Source organism: Auraticoccus monumenti (genome assembly GCF_900101785.1).
In the GTDB taxonomy this organism is placed as follows: Bacteria; Actinomycetota; Actinomycetes; order Propionibacteriales; family Propionibacteriaceae; genus Auraticoccus; species Auraticoccus monumenti.
This window is the reverse complement of the sequence record NZ_LT629688.1, coordinates 4,218,041-4,234,677: the sequence shown is the minus strand read 5'-3', so window position 1 is coordinate 4,234,677 and position 16,637 is coordinate 4,218,041. Positions and strand designations below refer to the sequence as shown.

The 16,637-nt window shown below is 73.1% G+C and carries 16 protein-coding genes and 1 pseudogene; 12 read left to right on the top strand and 5 right to left on the bottom strand.

Annotated features, from left to right (window positions below; translation table 11 throughout):
- Positions 1–29: 29 nt before the first annotated feature.
- The 3 genes from BLT52_RS19555 to BLT52_RS19545 are packed head-to-tail and all read right to left on the bottom strand — an operon-like array spanning position 30 to position 3,132.
- Positions 30–920 (bottom strand): carbohydrate ABC transporter permease, encoded by an 891-nt coding sequence (locus BLT52_RS19555; protein WP_090595844.1) that lies wholly within the window; start codon positions 918–920, stop codon positions 30–32.
- Positions 920–1,834 carry a carbohydrate ABC transporter permease gene (locus tag BLT52_RS19550; RefSeq protein WP_197679117.1) on the bottom strand — a complete coding sequence of 305 codons (915 nt, stop codon included), beginning with the start codon at positions 1,832–1,834 and terminating at the stop codon, positions 920–922. Before BLT52_RS19550 ends, BLT52_RS19555 begins: the two co-directional genes overlap by 1 nt.
- Positions 1,831–3,132, bottom strand: coding sequence for an ABC transporter substrate-binding protein (locus BLT52_RS19545; RefSeq protein ID WP_157677244.1), 1,302 nt, complete (start codon positions 3,130–3,132; stop codon positions 1,831–1,833). Before BLT52_RS19545 ends, BLT52_RS19550 begins: the two co-directional genes overlap by 4 nt.
- A 139-nt stretch (positions 3,133–3,271) precedes the next feature.
- On the opposite strand from BLT52_RS19545, the gene hemW reads away from it, so the two are divergent.
- From hemW to BLT52_RS19530, 3 genes are all read left to right on the top strand, one after another.
- The gene (gene hemW / locus BLT52_RS19540; protein WP_090595841.1) at positions 3,272–4,486 is read left to right on the top strand and encodes a radical SAM family heme chaperone HemW; all 1,215 of its coding nucleotides are present in this window, start codon (positions 3,272–3,274) and stop codon (positions 4,484–4,486) included.
- Between the two features lie 116 nt (positions 4,487–4,602).
- On the top strand, positions 4,603–5,262 hold the full coding sequence (locus tag BLT52_RS19535; protein WP_157677241.1) for a DedA family protein: 660 nt from the start codon (positions 4,603–4,605) through the stop codon (positions 5,260–5,262).
- Positions 5,263–5,276: 14 nt separating this feature from the next.
- On the top strand, positions 5,277–6,161 hold the full coding sequence (locus BLT52_RS19530; RefSeq protein ID WP_172804083.1) for a DUF3097 domain-containing protein: 885 nt from the start codon (positions 5,277–5,279) through the stop codon (positions 6,159–6,161).
- Between the two features lie 64 nt (positions 6,162–6,225).
- On the opposite strand, the gene BLT52_RS19525 is transcribed toward BLT52_RS19530, so the two are convergent.
- On the bottom strand, positions 6,226–7,248 hold the full coding sequence (locus tag BLT52_RS19525; RefSeq protein WP_090595838.1) for a LacI family DNA-binding transcriptional regulator: 1,023 nt from the start codon (positions 7,246–7,248) through the stop codon (positions 6,226–6,228).
- A 100-nt stretch (positions 7,249–7,348) separates the two neighbouring features.
- Here BLT52_RS19525 and BLT52_RS19520 point away from each other — a divergent pair, with 100 nt between their 5' ends.
- Positions 7,349–8,125 (top strand): inositol monophosphatase family protein, encoded by a 777-nt coding sequence (locus BLT52_RS19520; protein ID WP_090595836.1) that lies wholly within the window; start codon positions 7,349–7,351, stop codon positions 8,123–8,125.
- Positions 8,126–8,140: 15 nt separating this feature from the next.
- On the opposite strand, the gene BLT52_RS19515 is transcribed toward BLT52_RS19520, so the two are convergent.
- A complete protein-coding gene (locus BLT52_RS19515; protein WP_157677239.1) occupies positions 8,141–8,992 on the bottom strand; it encodes an MBL fold metallo-hydrolase in 852 nt (283 codons plus the stop codon).
- Positions 8,993–9,110: 118 nt separating this feature from the next.
- Between BLT52_RS19515 and hrcA the strand changes: the two genes are divergently transcribed.
- The 8 genes and pseudogenes from hrcA to BLT52_RS19475 form a co-directional block, all read left to right on the top strand.
- On the top strand, positions 9,111–10,127 hold the full coding sequence (hrcA, locus tag BLT52_RS19510) for a heat-inducible transcriptional repressor HrcA (protein WP_090595833.1): 1,017 nt from the start codon (positions 9,111–9,113) through the stop codon (positions 10,125–10,127).
- Between the two features lie 59 nt (positions 10,128–10,186).
- Positions 10,187–11,365 carry a molecular chaperone DnaJ gene (dnaJ, locus tag BLT52_RS19505; protein WP_090597153.1) on the top strand — a complete coding sequence of 393 codons (1,179 nt, stop codon included), beginning with the start codon at positions 10,187–10,189 and terminating at the stop codon, positions 11,363–11,365.
- Complete coding sequence (locus tag BLT52_RS19500; protein ID WP_090595832.1) at positions 11,358–12,104, top strand: 16S rRNA (uracil(1498)-N(3))-methyltransferase; 747 nt, start codon at positions 11,358–11,360, stop codon at positions 12,102–12,104. Before dnaJ ends, BLT52_RS19500 begins: the two co-directional genes overlap by 8 nt.
- Before the next feature lie 200 nt (positions 12,105–12,304).
- On the top strand, positions 12,305–12,814 hold the full coding sequence (locus BLT52_RS19495) for a DUF5709 domain-containing protein (RefSeq protein ID WP_090595830.1): 510 nt from the start codon (positions 12,305–12,307) through the stop codon (positions 12,812–12,814).
- Positions 12,815–12,862: 48 nt separating this feature from the next.
- Positions 12,863–13,642, top strand: a complete 780-nt coding sequence (locus BLT52_RS19490) for an HAD-IIA family hydrolase (protein ID WP_090597151.1) — start codon at positions 12,863–12,865, stop codon at positions 13,640–13,642.
- A gap of 194 nt (positions 13,643–13,836) precedes the next feature.
- Positions 13,837–14,787 carry a PhoH family protein gene (locus tag BLT52_RS19485; protein ID WP_090597149.1) on the top strand — a complete coding sequence of 317 codons (951 nt, stop codon included), beginning with the start codon at positions 13,837–13,839 and terminating at the stop codon, positions 14,785–14,787.
- 7 nt (positions 14,788–14,794) lie between these two features.
- Positions 14,795–15,256, top strand: a complete 462-nt coding sequence (ybeY, locus tag BLT52_RS19480) for an rRNA maturation RNase YbeY (RefSeq protein ID WP_090595829.1) — start codon at positions 14,795–14,797, stop codon at positions 15,254–15,256.
- Positions 15,253–16,548 (top strand): annotated as a pseudogene (locus tag BLT52_RS19475) (hemolysin family protein); the annotation flags it as partial. The gene ybeY and the pseudogene BLT52_RS19475, both read left to right, overlap by 4 nt.
- Positions 16,549–16,637 lie beyond the last annotated feature (89 nt).

Here is a 16,637-nt window from a genome sequence, read left to right as displayed (position 1 = left end):
TGAATTTTCTACGGGTCCTTCGCCGGGGGTCAGCGCAGGCCGGTGGTGGCCAGGCCCTGGACGAACCAGCGCTGGAACAGCAGGAACAGCACCACCAGGGGGGCGACGGTGAGCAGGGTCATGGCCATCAGGGCCGGGTAGTCGGTCAGGTACTGCCCCTGGAGGAACTGCAGGCCGATCGGCAGCGTGAACAGCGCGGGGTCGCGCAGCACCACCAGCGGCCAGAGGAAGTCGTTCCACTGGTACATCAGGCTGAGCAGGGTCAGCACCGCCACCAGCGGGCGGCACAGCGGGAGCACGATGCTCCAGAAGGTCCGCAGCGTCCCGGCGCCGTCCATCCGGGCGGCCTCCAGCAGCTCGGTCGGGAGGGCCAGCATGAACTGCCGGGCCAGGAAGATGCCGAAGGTCGCGGCGGCCCCGGGGAGGATCACCGCCCAGAACGTCCCCACCAGGCCCAGGCTGTTCACCAGCCGGAACTGCGGCACCAGGATCGCCTGGGTCGGGATCATCATGGTCGACAGCAGCAGCAGGAACACCGCGGTGCGACCGCGCCAGCGCAGCTTGGCGAAGGCGAACCCGCCGACCACGCTGATGGTGACGCTGAGCACCGTGGTGATCACCGTGATGGCCACCGAGTTCGCGAACCAGGAGCCGACCGGCCAGGCGTCCAGCACCCGGGTGAAGTTGTCCAGGGTCAGCTGCTCGGGCCAGAGGCGGAGCGTGCGGGAGTAGGAGGCGCCGGAGGAGAAGGCGGTGACGACCATGACCCAGAGCGGGAAGACCATCACCACCGCGACCACGGCGGCCAGGGCGACCCGGACCCGGCGCTCCACCCGTTCGCGGCGACGGCGCGTGGTCGGCGGCCGGGAGGTGGTGGCGGTGCTGCGGGCCGTGCTGGTCCGCGGGACGGCGATGGTCATCAGGACTCCCCGTCCCGGCTGCGGTTGAGCCGCCACTGCAGGGCGGTGAAGACCAGGGTGATCACGAAGATGACCACGCCGATCGCCGACCCGTAGCCCTGGTTGCGGGCGGGGCCGAAGGCGGTGTCGTAGGCGTAGGTGCCCAGCACCTCGGTGGACCTCCCCGGACCGCCGCCGGTGAGCACGAAGACGGTGTCGAAGACCTGGAAGGAGTAGATGACGTTCATGATCAGCAGGAAGAACGTGGCCGGGGCGAGCAGCGGCACCGTGATGTTGGTGAACCGCTGCCAGCGGCTGGCCCCCTCGACCTGGGCGGACTCGTACATCTCCGCCGGGACGGCCTGCAGCCCGGCGAGGTAGATGATCATGGTGAACCCGACCCGGATCCACAGCGTGATCAGCACCACCGAGGTGAAGGCCGCCGGCCCCTCGGACTGCCAGGGCACGACCGGCAGACCCAGCTGCAGCGACAGGGCCCGCAGCACGCCGGTCGTCTCGTTGAACAGCAGGGTGCCGATCAGCCCGACCGCGACGCCGGAGATCACCAGCGGGAGGTAGACGACGGTGCGGAAGAGCTGGCGCGCCGGCATCACCGAGTTCAGCAGCACCGCGAGGGCCAGCCCGATCACCATGCTGCCCGGGACCGTCACCGCGGTGAACAGGCCGGTGTTGAGCACCGAGCGCGCGAAGGCGGGGTCGGCGAGCATGGTGGCGAAGTTCTGCAGACCGACCCAGGTGACCGCCCCGCTGAGCGGTGCGATCTCGGCGAAGGCGTAGACGAAGGCCAGCACCATCGGCAGCACCAGGAACACCGCGGCCAGCACCACGACCGGGGCGGCGAAGAGCGGGCCGGAGCGGTCACGCAGACCGCCCCGCCGCGTCCGGACCGTGGTCGTGGCCGCGGCGACGCTCACTGCAGCGCCTGCCCGACGGCGTCACTCAGGGCGGCGAGGGTGTCCTCGGTGCTGCGGCCCTGCAGGAAGGACTGCTCGAGCTGGTCACCGAGGATCGTGTTGATCCGCCCGAACCCGGGCACCGTGACCTGGCTGACCTGCTCGGCGGTCAGGGTGGTGGCCTGCTCGACGAAGGTCGGCATCAGGTCGGGGCGGACGGCGAAGTCCAGCTCGGTCTCGGTCAGCGAGGTGAGGGTGGGCAGCTGCCCGGTGGCCTCGCAGTACTGCCGCATCTGGTCCTCCTCGGCGATGAAGGCGCAGAACCGGGCGGCGGCCTCGGGGTTGGGTCCCTCGGCAGCGGCCACGATGGCGTTGCCGCCGAGGTCGCTGGCCGCGGACACGTCGCGGGGCATCGGCAGCACGCCGTACTCGAAGTCGACCTCGCCGTCGATGTTGGGCAGGGTGAAGTCACCGACGAAGGCCATCGCGGCGGCACCGGCGATGAACTCGTCGTCGGCGTAGGTGGTGGCCTTGGTCGAGGTGTTGGGGGCCACCCAGCCCTGCTCGAAGAAGCTGGTGGTGAAGTCCAGCGCCCGGCGACCCGCGTCGCTGTCGATGGCCGCGGCGTCCAGGCCCTCGGTGATCAGCCGGCCGTCGGCCTGGAAGAGCCAGGACAGCCAGCGGTAGGCCCCGGCGGCCTGCCAGTTGTAGACGAAGGGGAACTGCCCGTCGGTGACGGAGCCCTTGAGGCGGTCGGCCACCTCGGCGAACTCCTCCCAGGTCCAGGCGTCGTCCAGACCGGTCGGGACGTCGCTGATCCCGGCGGCCTCGAAGGCGTCCACGCGGTAGAGGACGGCGGTGGTGTCGATCTGGTGGGGGACGCCGTAGGGCTTCCCGTCGTAGACCACGCCCTGGTAGAGCCCGGGGACGAACGCCTGCGCCCGGTCCCCGCCGAGCACGTCGCTGACGTCGAGCAGCACGCCCTGGCTGGTGTACTGGCCGATATCGATGTAGGACACCCGGAACAGGTCCGGCGGGCTGCCGGCCTGGAACCGGCTGTCGATGTTCTGCTGGATGCTGGCGTACGGCACCGTGTCGGTCTGCACCCGGATGTCGGGGTTGGCGGCCTCGAAGCGCCCGATCAGCGCGTCGAAGGCCTCCTTCTCGGTCTCCCCGGACCAGTTCACGAAGCTGAGGGTGGTCTGCCCGCCCTCCTCCGAGGAGCCGCCGGTGTTGCCGGTGAGTCCGGCGCACCCGGAGAGCGAGGCCGCGGTGCCGGCTCCGGCACCGGCGAGGAGGGTTCGACGGGAGAGGTTCATGGGCGTCCTTTCGGCGTGCGGGCAGGGACGTGCAGCCACTGCTTCGCCTGGGCAGCGCTGCCGGGATGCACCGGAGGGATACCCCGTCGTCGACATCTCGACCGTCCGGGCGCCCGCGGGCCCGCACTAGGCTGCTCCGGTGCCCTCCACCCTGCCCGACGGCGACCCCGTCCCCGCCGACGGCAGCCTGCCCCCGGAGGCGGCGGTCGAGGTGGCCGGGAGCGAGCTGGGCATCTACCTGCACGTGCCCTTCTGCGCCACCCGGTGCGGCTACTGCGACTTCAACACCTACACCGCCGACGAGCTGGGCACCGCTCCCGGGGCCAGCCGCGCCACCTACGTCGACGCGGCGCTGACCGAGCTCGACCTGGCCGCCCGGGTGCTGGGCCCGGACGCCCCGGAGGTGTCCACCGTCTTCGTCGGCGGCGGCACCCCCACCCTGCTGCCACCCGACGAGCTCGGCCGGCTGCTGGACGGCGTCCGCTCCCGCTTCGGGCTCGCGGCCGGTGCGGAGGTGACCACCGAGTCCAACCCCGAGACCGTGGACGAGGCCGGTCTGGCCCGGCTGGTCGAGCACGGGTTCACCCGGATCTCCTTCGGGATGCAGTCGGCCCGCCGGCACGTGCTGAAGGTGCTGGACCGGGTGCACTCGCCCGGACGTCCGCAGCAGGTCGCCCGGTGGGCGCGGGAGGCGGGCTTCGAGCACGTGTCGCTGGACCTGATCTACGGCACGCCGGGGGAGAGCCTGGAGGACTGGCGCGACAGCCTCGGCTCCGCGCTGGAGGGCGGGCCGGACCACGTCAGCGCCTACGCCCTGATCGTGGAGGAAGGCACCCGGCTGGCCGCGCGGATCAAGCGCGGCGAGGTGTCGATGATCGACGACGACGACCTGGCCGACAAGTACCTGCTGGCCGAGGAGACGCTGACCGCGGCCGGTTTCAGCGCCTACGAGGTCAGCAACTGGGCGAGGACGCCGGCCGACCGGTGCCGGCACAACCTGGCCTACTGGCGCGGCACCAGCTGGTGGGGGATCGGCCCGGGGGCGCACAGCCACGTCGGCGGGGTGCGCTGGTGGAACGTCAAGCACCCGGCCCGCTACGCCGAGCGGCTGGCCGCCGGCACCACCCCCGCGCACGCCCGGGAGGTGCTGGGGACCGAGGACCGGCGGGTGGAGCACGTCCTGCTGGAGCTGCGGCTGGCCGACGGCCTGGACCCCCGCTGGCTGACCGCGACCGAGCGCGCCCGGGTGCCGGACCTGGTCGCCCGGGGGCTGGTGACCGACGACGGGCGGCTGGCGCTCACCCTGCGCGGACGTCTGCTGGCCGACGCCGTCGTCCGGGACCTGCTCGACTGACGGGCCCTGCCTAGGACCGCCGTCCTGCGACCCTCGGTCCCAGGGTGGGGGTGGCTGCGGGTCCGGTGGGTCGAGGACCCGATGCGCCGGCCCGCTCCTCCCGCTGGACTGGGGGCGTGACCGAGATCCTCGACGCCGTCCTCGCCGCGGTCCTGGCCCTGGCCGGGTCCCCGCTGGTGCTGCTGGTCGTGCTGGTCCTGTCCGCGGTCGACGGGCTGCTGCCCCCGGTGCCCAGCGAGTCCGTCGTGGTGGCCCTCGCCGCGGTCTCGGTGAGCACGGGCAGCCCGTCGCTGTGGTTGCTGGTCCCGGCGGCGGCCGTGGGCGCCTGGGTGGGGGACAACCTGGCCTACGCCGTGGGTCGCCGGTGGGGCCCCCGGTGGCTGCGCGGCCCGCGCCGCACCGTCCTGCGCGAGCACGCCGCCCGTGGGCTCGAACGCCGCGGTGCCGCGCTGGTCTTCGCCGCCCGCTACATCCCGGTGGGACGGGTGGTGGTCAACCTCACCGCGGGGAGCAGCGGCTACCCGCGAGGACGCTTCGCCGTCGTGTCCGGGGCCGCGGCGCTGACCTGGGCGGTGTACTCGACCGTGATCGGGGCCGCGGCGGGGCACTGGTTCGCCGACCGGCCGCTGCTCGGCGTCGTCGTCGGGGTGGTCGGGGCGCTGGGGATCGGTGCCCTGGTCGACCTGCTGCTGGGCCGTCGGATCCGCCGGCTGGGGGAGACCGGAGCGGCGCCCGAGCCGGCGGGCGTGGCGGACGCCACCTCGGAGGTCGGCTGAACTACCCTCCGCTGGTGCCTTCCCCACGCTCTGGATCGACCGACCGCTACAGCGCCGACGTGCTGCGCCCCGGCTGGCAGCAGCAGGGCCGCAAGAAGACCACCGACCACGTGCTCAGCGCCGGGCTGGTGGTCGAGGACGCTGCCTCGGGCTTCGTCGGTGCGGTGCTGCGCTGGGAGAACGCGATCGTGGTGCTGGAGGACCGTCGGGGCAAGGTGCGCAGCTTCCCCCTCGGTGCGGGGTTCCTGCTCGAGGGGCAGCCGGTGGCGCTGCGGGCGCCGTCGCGGTCCACCGCGGCCCGGGCCAGCAGCGGGGCCACCCACACCGCCTCCGGCTCGCGGGTGGGGCCGAAGCAGGGGGCGCGGGTGGCGCTGCCCAGCCGGATCTACGTCGAGGGACGCCACGACGCCGAGCTGGTGGAGAAGATCTGGGGCGACGACCTGCGCCACGTCGGCGTGGTGGTCGAGTTCCTCGGCGGCATCGACGACCTGCCCTCGCTGGTGGAGCAGTTCGGCCCGGAGAAGGGACGCCGGCTGGGGGTGCTGGTGGACCACCTGGTGCCCGGCTCGAAGGAGTCACGGATCGCCGAGGAGGTGGCGCGGGGTCGCGGCGGCGGTTTCGTGATGGTCACCGGGCACCGCTTCATCGACATCTGGGAGGCGGTCAGGCCCGAGCGGCTGGACATCCCCGCCTGGCCGACGGTGCCCCGGGGCGAGGACTGGAAGAAGGGCGTCTGCGCCCGGCTCGGCTGGCCGCACGCCGAGCAGGCCGACACCGCGAGGGCCTGGCAGCACATCCTCTCCCGGGTGCGCAGCTGGAACGACCTGGACCCGCGGCTGAACACCGAGGTCGAGAAGCTGATCGACTTCGTCACCCAGGACCACCTCGCCGAGGAGTGACTCCCGAGGCCGGCAGCGTCGAGCAGGCAGGGCCCGATCGGGCCGACCGAGGGCCCGCGCCAGGTCAGTCCCTCGGCGCGGCGGTGGACCCGCGGGTCACGAGCCGGACCGCCATCACCTCGCTCCGCCGCTCACCCTCCTCGGCCAGCAGCAGCTGCGCGGCCCGACGACCCTTCTCGATGATCGGCTGCGCCACGGTGGTGAGGTCGGCGATGCCGGCCTCGTCGATGTCGTCGAACCCCGCCACCGAGATGTCGCGGGGCACATCGAGACCGCGTTCCCGCAACCCGTGCTGGAGCCCGAGCGCCAGCACGTCGCTGGTCCCGACGACCGCGGTCGGAACCGGGTCCAGGGCGAGCACGCCCTCCGCGGCCGCCCGCCCGCAGTCGAAGGAGTTGAACCCCGCCGAGAGGATGCTCAGCCCGACCCCCGGCATCCCCTGCTGGAGGCCGGCCACCCGGTCGACGTAGTCGAGGTCGTCGATGCTGGAGAGCGTGGCCGGCTGGCCGGCGGTGCGCGAGAGACCCCCGACCACCACGGCGACCCGGCGGTGGCCCAGCTCGTGCAGGTGCGCCCCGACCAGCCGGCCCGCCGCCACGTCGTCGATGGCCACGTGGTGGTCACCGGCCCCGGCGTAGGTCGACACCACCGTCAGCCCCCGCCGCCGCGCGTGCTCCAGCACCACCGCGGGGGTGTCGATGCAGAGCGTGATGATGCCGTCGATGTTGGCCCGCTGCACCGCCGCCACGTCCGGCCCGCCGTCGGGGGCCTCGGCGTTGAGCAGCAGCACGCTGACCCCGGCCCGCTCGGCGACCTGCGTCACCCCGACCAGGAAGCCGATCGCGTAGGGGTCGGAGAAGGCGTAGGACAGCTGGTCCGACAGCATCACCCCGATGGCCCCGGCCCGTCCCGACCGCAGCGACCGCCCGGCCGCGCTGGGACCGGCGTAGCCGAGCTCGTCAGCCGTCGCCAGGATCCGCTCCCGCAGCGCCGCGGACAGCTGCCCGGGTCGGTTGTAGGCGTTGGAGACGGTGGAGGGGGACACCCCGCAGGCCTCTGCGATCGTGCGGATGGTGATCCGGCCCATGGGCCTCCCTCGGTGCGGCACGCCCCTGCTGGAGGCCTCGGGGCATTGTGGACACGTCGGTCGGTGATCGCAACCGCGGGCGAGGTGGTTGGCTGGAGCCATGGAGACCCAGGCCGTGCTGCAGCTGATCGAGTCGGTGGCGGCGGAGCTGATCACCCCGCGCTTCCGCAGCCTCGCCGACGGGGAGGTGAGCGAGAAGGCCCCCGGGGACTACGTCACCGTGGCCGACGCCGAGGCCGAGGTCGCCCTGACCGAGGCCCTGCTGGCCGCCCACCCCGGGTCGGTGGTGGTCGGTGAGGAGGCGGTGGCCGCCGACGCCTCCGTCCTCGACGGGCTCGCCGAGGCCGAGCACGCCTGGGTCGTGGACCCCGTCGACGGCACCCGCAACTTCGTCCGCGGATCGGCCGACCACGCCGTCATGGTGGCCGAGCTGCGTCGCGGCGAGACCGTGCGGGCCTGGATCCACCAGCCTCAGCACCGGGCGTCCTGGGTGGCCGAGCGCGGCGCCGGGGTCTGGCAGGACGGCCGTCGGCTGTCCGCCCCCGTGGTGCCCGCTGACCCCGCCGACTGGCGCGGGGCGGCGTCCCGGACGCGCTGGCGCGAGGCGGTGCACCCCCCGCTCGGACCGATCGGGCAGGGCTGGTGGTGCTGCGGCGTCGACTACCCGAACCTGCTGGCCGGCACCGTCGACTTCCTGGTGCACGCGCCGCCGAAGCCCTGGGACCACCTCCCGGGCACCCTGATGGTCCGCGAGCTCGGCGGGGAGGCCCTGCTGCTGTCGGGGGAGCGCTACGGCCCGGCTTCCGGCGGGGAGCCCCTGGTCATCGGCCTCACCCGCGAGGTGGCCACGACGGTCGTCGGGGCCCTCGCGGTCTGAGGCCCGGCGCCGGACTCAGTCGACGGCGGTGATCGGCAGCTGGCGGCTGGGACGCACCCCGCGCTCGGTCAGCCGCCGGTAGCCGGCCCGGACCCCACCGGCCAGGTGCTCGGCCGGGAACGGCCAGCCACCCTGCTCCAGCGCCTCTGCCACCGGCACCCCGGCCACCAGCAGCCGCTCGATCTCCGCCGCCACGGCGGCGATCTGGCCACGCTGCATCAGCGCGTCCTCGAAGCCCATCGGCGACCCGTGCCCCGGCACCGCGGTGACCCGACCGCTGGCCATCAGACCGATCACCGAGTCCAGGGTCGCCGGCCAGACGTCGGGGGCGGAGTCCTCACCGAACCACGGCGGCGTCGCCGACTCCAGCAGGTCCCCGACGAACACCACGTCGGCGTCGGCCACCACCACGACCACGTCGGAGCTGGTGTGCCCCTCACCCAGGTGCGCCATCTCCACCCAGCGGTCGCCGAGGTCGACGCCGGTGGCCAGCGCGAACGGCCGGTTCGGCGGCCGCAGCGTGCCGACGTCCACCCCGAGGCGCACGGCCTCCGCCACGGAGGCCTCCGACCGCAGGGCGTCGGCGAGACCCTCGTGCCCCCAGGTGAGCAGGTCGTCGAAGGCGCCCAGCCCGAACAGGTGGTCGTGGTGGGCGTGGGTGGCCACCGCCCCCAGCACCGGCAGGCCGGTCAGCCGCTCGGCCGAGGCCCGCAGCCCCCGCCCCTGCTCCGGCGAGGAGCCCGGGTCGACCACCAGCAGGCCACGCGTCCCGGCGACCACCGCGGTGCTCACCGACTCCGGCTGCGCCACCGCCGTCCACACCCGGTCGGCGACCTCGTGCCACGGTCCACTCGTCTCTGCTGCCACGGACGTGAGGGTGTCACCCCGCTCCGACGGCGGCAACCCGCGGAGCGGAGGCGTAGACTGGCACTCGACTCTCGTGAGTGCCAACAGCGGGGGTCGGTGAGCCAGGAGAGGAGGCAGGGTGCTGGACGACCGGAAGCTGCAGGTGCTGCGCGCCATCGTGTCCGACTACGTCTCCAGCCAGGAGCCGGTGGGGTCCAAGGCCCTGGTCGAGCGGCACAACCTCGGCGTCTCGCCGGCCACCGTCCGCAACGACATGGCCGCGCTGGAGGACGAGGGGTACATCACCCAGCCCCACACCAGCGCCGGACGCATCCCCACCGACAAGGGCTACCGGCTCTTCATCGACCGCCTGGCCGGGGTGAAGCCCCTCTCGGTGGCCGAGCGCCGTGCCATCAACACCTTTCTCTCCGGCGCCCTCGACCTCGACGACGTGGTCACCCGCACCGTGCGGCTGCTGGCCCAGGTGACCCAGCAGGTCGCCATCGTCCAGTACCCGGTGCTGAGCAGCGCCTCGGTGCGTCACGTCGAGCTGGTCTCGATGACCCCCGACCGCGTGCTGGTGATCGTGATCAGCAGCACCGGCAAGGTCGACCAGCGCTCGATCGAGATCCCCGGCCACGCCGAGTCCGACCTGGCCGACCTGCGCGCCCTGGTCAACACCGCGACGGTGGGCGCCACCCTGAGCGAGGCCGCGGCCAACCTCGGCGCCCTCTCCGGACGCGTCCCGGCGCACCTGACCGCTCCCGCCGCGCAGGTCACCAGCACCCTGCTGGAGATCCTCGGCACCTCCGGAGCCACCCGCGTGGTGGTGGGCGGCGTCCCCAACCTGACCCGCTTCGGCGACGAGTTCGAGACCACCGTCAAGCCGGTGCTCGAGGCGCTGGAGGAGCAGGTGGTGCTGCTCAAGCTGCTCGGCGAGGCCGCCATCCCCGGCGACGTGACCGTGCGGATCGGTCAGGAGAACCCGTACCGTGAGCTTCAGACCACGTCGCTCGTGGCCAGCGCCTACGGCAGCGACGGCGACATCTGGGCCAGCCTCGGCGTGGTGGGGCCGACCCGGATGGACTACCCCTCGACGATGGCCTCGGTGCGTGCCGTGGCCCGCTACGTCGGACGGTTCCTCGCCGAGGGCTGACCACCCCCCAGACCACCCCCCACGACCCGCGTACCGGCCGGAGGATGAACGACACGACCATGAGCACCGACTACTACGAGGTCCTGGGCGTCGCCCGTGACGCGACCGAGGACCAGATCAAGAAGGCCTACCGCAAGATGGCCATGAAGGTGCACCCCGACGTCGCCCAGACCGAGGACGCGCACGAGAAGTTCAAGCAGATCAGCGAGGCCTACGAGACCCTCAAGGACCCGCGCAAGCGCGACATCTACGACCGCGGCGGCGACCCCAACCAGGCCGGCGGCTTCGGCGGGGCCCAGGGCTTCCCCGGCGGGTTCTCCCAGGGCGGCTTCGACTTCACCAACCTGGTCGACGCGATGTTCGGCGGCCAGGGCTCCCGCGGGCCGCGGTCGCGGGTCCGGCGCGGCCAGGACGCCCTCGTCCGGCTCCAGCTCGACCTGGCCGAGGCCTCGTTCGGCATCACCAAGGCGGTCCGGGTCGACACGGCCGTGCTCTGCCCGGTCTGCACCGGGACGGGGTCCGCCGACGGCGGCGAGCCCACCCGCTGCACCACCTGCCACGGCCAGGGTGAGGTGACCAGCGTGCAGCGGTCGTTCCTGGGTGACATCCGCTCCAGCCAGCCCTGCCCGGCCTGCCGCGGCTACGGCACCGTCATCCCCAACCCCTGCCACGAGTGCGCCGGCGAGGGCCGGGTCCGTTCCTCGCGCAGCATCAACGTCAAGATCCCCGCCGGGGTGGCCACCGGCAACCGGATCCACCTGGCCTCCCACGGCGAGGTCGGCCCCGGTGGCGGTCCCGCCGGCGACCTCTTCGTCGAGCTCGTGGTCCGCCAGCACGACGTCTTCCGCCGCGAGGGCGACGACCTGGAGATGGTGGTCCGGATCCCGATGACCGCGGCCGCCCTCGGCACCAGGGTCAGCGTGCAGACCCTGGCCTCCGACCGCCCCGACGACGACCTCGGGCCGGCCGAGCTGGAGATCGAGGTGCCCAGCGGCACCCAGTCCGGCACCCGCGTGGCCGTCCAGGGCGAAGGCGTGCCGCGGCTGCGGGTCGGCGGCCGCGGCGACCTCGGCGTCACCTTCATGGTGCAGACCCCGACCCGTCTGGACGACGAGCAGCGCGAGCTGCTCCGCCAGCTGGCCGAGCTCCGCGACGAGAGCACCGCCGAGGGGCACGTGCAGAAGGCCGGCAAGGGAGTGTTCTCCCGGCTGCGGGAGGCCTTCGGCGGGCATGACTGACCCGCTGTTCCTGCACCCCCTCGACCCGCCGCCCGCGGTGGGGGACACCGTCCTGCTGGACGGCCCCGAGGGGCGTCACGCCGCCACGGTGCGCCGGCTGGCGGTGGGGGAGACGGTGCTGCTGGCCGACGGCGCCGGGCACGGGGTGCGCGGGGAGGTGGTCGGCACCGACCGCTCCTCGGTCCGCGTGCTGGTGCAGGAGCTGCGCACCGAGACCTCCCGGCCCTGGCACGTCACGGTGGTGCAGGCGCTGCCCAAGGGCGAGCGGGCCGAGCTCGCGGTCGAGGTGCTGACCGAGATCGGCGTCGACGCCGTGGTGCCGTGGCAGTCCGCGCGCTCGATCGTGCGCTGGTCCGGGGAGCGCGGGGAGAAGTCCCGCGCGAAGTGGCAGGCGGCCGCCCGCGAGGCGGCCAAGCAGTCCCGACGCCTCAGCGTGCCCGTGGTCGAACCGGTGCGCAGCACCCGCCAGCTGGCCGAGCGGCTCGGGGGCGTGGACCACGTCCTGGTGCTGCACGAGTCCGCCGACACCTCCCTGGCCGCCGTCGCCCCGCCGCCCGGGGGCACGCTGGCCCTGGTCGTCGGTCCCGAGGGTGGCATCACCGACGACGAGCTGGCCCTGCTGGCCGCGGTGGGCGGACGCCCGGTGCTGCTCGGCGACACCGTGCTGCGGACGTCCACCGCCGGCGTGGTCGCGGTCGCCCAGTTGCTCGCCCTGGCCGGGGGAGCGGGCACGGCCTGAGGGAGCGGTCCGGTGGCCGGGTCAGCGGCGTCGACCCGGATCCCGGGGTGGCGCCCCGCAGCGGGCGTGAGACCCCGGTGCGCGGACGGGGACCTGGTGTGGTGGTGTGGAGGACGGTCGACCGGGTACGCACCCGTCGGCCGCCGGGTCAGCCAGGGACCCCACCGGCCCCGACCACCCACGAGCACGTGAGGAGCACCATGACGCAGTACAACGAGGACGTCCCCGACGAGTCCGAGCAGCTGGACCAGGGCGAGTTCCACCGCACCCTGGAGGGCGAGAAGCCCGGCGAGGACCCGCTGGACCAGGGCTGGGTCGCCCCGGACGGCTGGTCGGCGGCCGAGGGCTACGGCAACACCGTCACCGAGCAGCGCGAGGGGGAGACCCTGGACATGCGGCTCGCCCAGGAGGTGCCGGACGTCAGCATCGACGACGACCTCCCCGGCGAGCAGTCGCTGGACTCCGACACCACCGCGGAGGACCTGGTGGACCCCGACCGCGGTCTCGGCGGCGAGGTGGGTGACGCCCGCGCGGGCCGCCTGACCGACGTCTCCGGCGGCGAGGGCACGGGTGTCCCGGACGAGGAGGCGGACCTGGTCGGGATGGACGTCGGCATCGACAACGCCGGGGCCGGCGCGGAGGAGGCCGCCGTGCACGTCATCGACGACGACGTGGTCACCCTCCCCGACGACCCCGACCTGCAGGTCTGAGCCACGGTGGACCCCCGCGACCGGTCGGTGCACTGCTGGCTGACCGACATGGATGGCGTGCTGGTGCACGAGCAGCACGCCATCCCCGGGGCCGCCGAGTTCATCGCGGCCCTGCGGCGCAACGACCGGCGCTTCCTGGTGCTGACCAACAACTCCATCTTCACCGCCCGCGACCTGCGGGCCCGGCTGGCCGCCACCGGCATCGACCTGCCGGAGGAGAACATCTGGACCTCCGCGCTGGCCACCGCCGCCTTCCTGGCCGAGCAGGCCAGCGAGCGCACCGCCTACGTGATCGGCGAGGCCGGGCTCACCTCGGCGCTGCACGAGGCCGGCTTCGTCCTGACCGACCAGCAGCCGGAGTACGTGGTGCTGGGGGAGACCCGCACCTACTCCTTCGAGGCCATCACCAAGGCGATCCGGCTGCTGCTCGCCGGGGCCAAGTTCATCGCCACCAACCCCGACGCCACCGGACCCTCCACCGAGGGGCCGCTGCCGGCCACCGGGTCGGTGGCCGCGCTGATCACCAGGGCCACCGGGGTCGAGCCGTACTACGTCGGCAAGCCGAACCCGCTGATGATGCGTTCCTCGTTGAACCGGATCGACGCCCACTCCGAGACCACGGTGATGATCGGGGACCGGATGGACACCGACGTCGTCTCCGGGCTCGAGGCGGGGCTGCGCACGGTGCTCGTGCTCACCGGCTCGACCACCCGGACCGGGGTCGACGCCTACCCCTACCGGCCCACCCACGTGCTGGACTCGATCGCCGACGTGGTGCCGCTGGTGGAGCGGTGGGCGCCCTCGGCCGAAGAGCTCGCCGGAGGGTGAGCTCCGGGGCGTAAGATGAGCGGGCACGAAGAGACGTTCACCGGTCGCCACCTGCGGCGCCGGTGTGAGGCACCCGGAGGACCATCCTGACGACACCACAGGGCGCGAGCCCCGAGCCCGCGCACCGCACCGACGACCGGACCCCCGCTGCCGTGGTGGGGACACGGCAGATCACGGTCCCGGCCTCCATCGACATGGTCAACGTGCTGGGTCCTCGCGACGAGTTCCTGCGGATCCTGGAGCGGGAGCTGGACGCCGACATCCACGTCCGTGGCAACGAGGTGACCCTGACCGGCCCCCCGGCCGCGATCGTCCAGGGCGCCGAGCTGCTGACCGAGATGGTCACCGTGCTCCGCACCGGCCAGGGGCTGGCGGCCGACACCGTCGAGCGGCTGGTCTCCATGATGGGCCAGGCCGGCGACACCCGACCGGCCGACGTGCTGACCCAGAACATCCTGTCCAACCGCGGCAAGACGATCCGGCCCAAGACGCTGAACCAGAAGCGCTACGTGGACGCGATCGACAAGCACACGGTGGTCTTCGGCATCGGGCCCGCCGGTACCGGGAAGACGTACCTGGCGATGGCCAAGGCCGTGCAGGCGCTGCAGCGCAAGGACGTCAACCGGATCATCCTGACCCGTCCGGCGGTGGAGGCGGGGGAGAACCTGGGCTTCCTGCCCGGCACCCTCAACGACAAGATCGACCCGTACCTGCGCCCGCTCTACGACGCGCTGCACGACATGGTCGACCCCGACTCGATCCCGCGGCTGCTGACCTCGGGCACCATCGAGGTGGCCCCGCTGGCCTACATGCGCGGGCGCACCCTCAACGACGCCTTCATCATCCTCGACGAGGCCCAGAACACCTCGATGGAGCAGATGAAGATGTTCCTGACCCGGCTCGGGTTCGGCGCCAAGATGGTGGTGACCGGTGACGTCACCCAGGTCGACCTGCCCGGTGCCACCCGCAGCGGCCTCCGGGCCGTCCAGGGCGTGCTCGACGGCGTCGAGGACATCAGCTTCTGCTCCCTGACCAACCACGACGTGGTCCGCAACCGGCTGGTCGGCAAGATCGTCGAGGCCTACGACCGGTTCGAGTCCGTCGACCAGCAGCAGCAGGCCGGCCGTCGTCGCGGCAGCCGGTGAGCCGGCGGTGACCGTCGAGCTCAACAACGAGTCCGGTGAGCAGGTCGACACCACCGGCCTGGTCGAGCTGGCGACCTTCGCCCTGGCCCGGCTGCGGATCCACCCGCTGGCCGAGCTGAGCGTGGTGCTGGTCGACGAGGAGACGATGTCGGCCTACCACGAGCGCTTCATGGGCGAGCCGGGCCCGACCGACGTCCTCTCCTTCCCGATGGACGAGCTCCGGGCCCCCGCCGACGACGACGACCCGCCCGAGGGCCTGCTCGGCGACATCGTGCTGTGCCCGGCGGTGACCAGCCGGCAGGCCGCCGAGCACGGCCGCAGCGCCGAGCAGGAGGCGGAGTACCTGCTGGTCCACGGTCTGCTGCACCTGCTCGGCCACGACCACGCCGAGCCGGCGGAGAAGAAGGCCATGTTCGACCTCAAGGACGCGATCCTCGCGGACTGGGCCGAGGAGCGCGGGGGCCGGTGAGCCAGGACCACGTGGTGCTGCTGGCGGTGGCCGGCCTGCTGGCCGTGGTCGCCGCCCTGCTGGCCTCGGTCGAGTCGGCCCTGACGTCGTTCTCGAAGGCGCGCGCCTCCGAGCTGGTCGAGGAGGGCCGTCCCGGGGCGTCCAGGCTGGCCGTGCTGGTGGCCGACCCGGCCCCGTACCTCAACACCGCCCTCTTCCTGCGGATCATCGCCGAGATCACCGCGGTGGTGCTGGTGGCCGACGTGGTCTTCGGCGAGCTGGAGCGCACCTGGCTGCAGTGGCTGGTGGCCGCCGGCTCGATGATCCTGGTGTCCTTCGTGCTCTGGGGCGTGGCCCCGCGCACCCTCGGGCGCCAGCACGCCGACCGGGTGGCCTGCGCCGCCGCCGGACCGCTGAGCGCCCTGACCACCGTGCTCGGCCCGGTGCCCCAGCTGCTGATCCTGCTCGGCAACGCCCTCACCCCCGGACGCGGCTTCAGCGACGGCCCCTTCAACAGCGAGGCCGAGCTCCGTGAGCTGGTCGACATGGCCGAGGCCAACGAGCTGATCGAGGCGCGCGAGCGGCGGATGATCCACTCCGTCTTCGAGCTCGGCGACACCATCGTCAAGGAGGTGATGGTGCCGCGCACCGAGATCGTCTCGATCGAGCAGGACAGGTCCCTGCGGCAGGCGGTCTCACTCGCGCTGCGCTCGGGCTACAGCCGGATCCCGGTGGTCGGCGAGGGCCTGGACGACGTGGTCGGCGTGGTCTACCTCAAGGACCTGATGCGCCGGCAGTTCGACAACCCGCGGGCCGAGACGTCCGAGCGCGTGGCCAAGGTGATGCGCCCGGTCACCTGGGTGCCGGACTCCAAGCCGGTGGACGCGCTGCTGCGCGAGATGCAGCTGACTCGCAGCCACCTGGTGATGGTGGTGGACGAGTTCGGCGGCACCGCCGGGCTGGCCACCATCGAGGACATCCTGGAGGAGATCGTCGGCGAGATCGTCGACGAGTACGACCGCGAGGTCGACCCGGTCACCGAGCTGGGCCCCGGGCGCTACCGGGTGACGTCGCGGCTGGCCGTCGACGAGGTCGGTGAGCTGTTCGGGCTCCGGCTCGACGACGAGGACGTGGACAGCATCGGCGGGCTGCTGGCCAAGCACCTGGGGCGGGTGCCGATCGCGGGCTCCACGGTCCAGGTCGAGGGGCTGGAGCTGGTGGCCGAGCGGGGCTCCGGACGCCGCAAGGGCATCGGCACGGTGCTCGTCCAGCGCGTCCCCGAGGAGGACCAGACGGCCGTCACCGACGACGCCTCCGCCCCCGCGGCCACCGCCCTGCGCACCGACGACGCGACCGCGCCCGACCCGGGCGCCCCCGGCGACCCGGCCGAGACCACTCCACC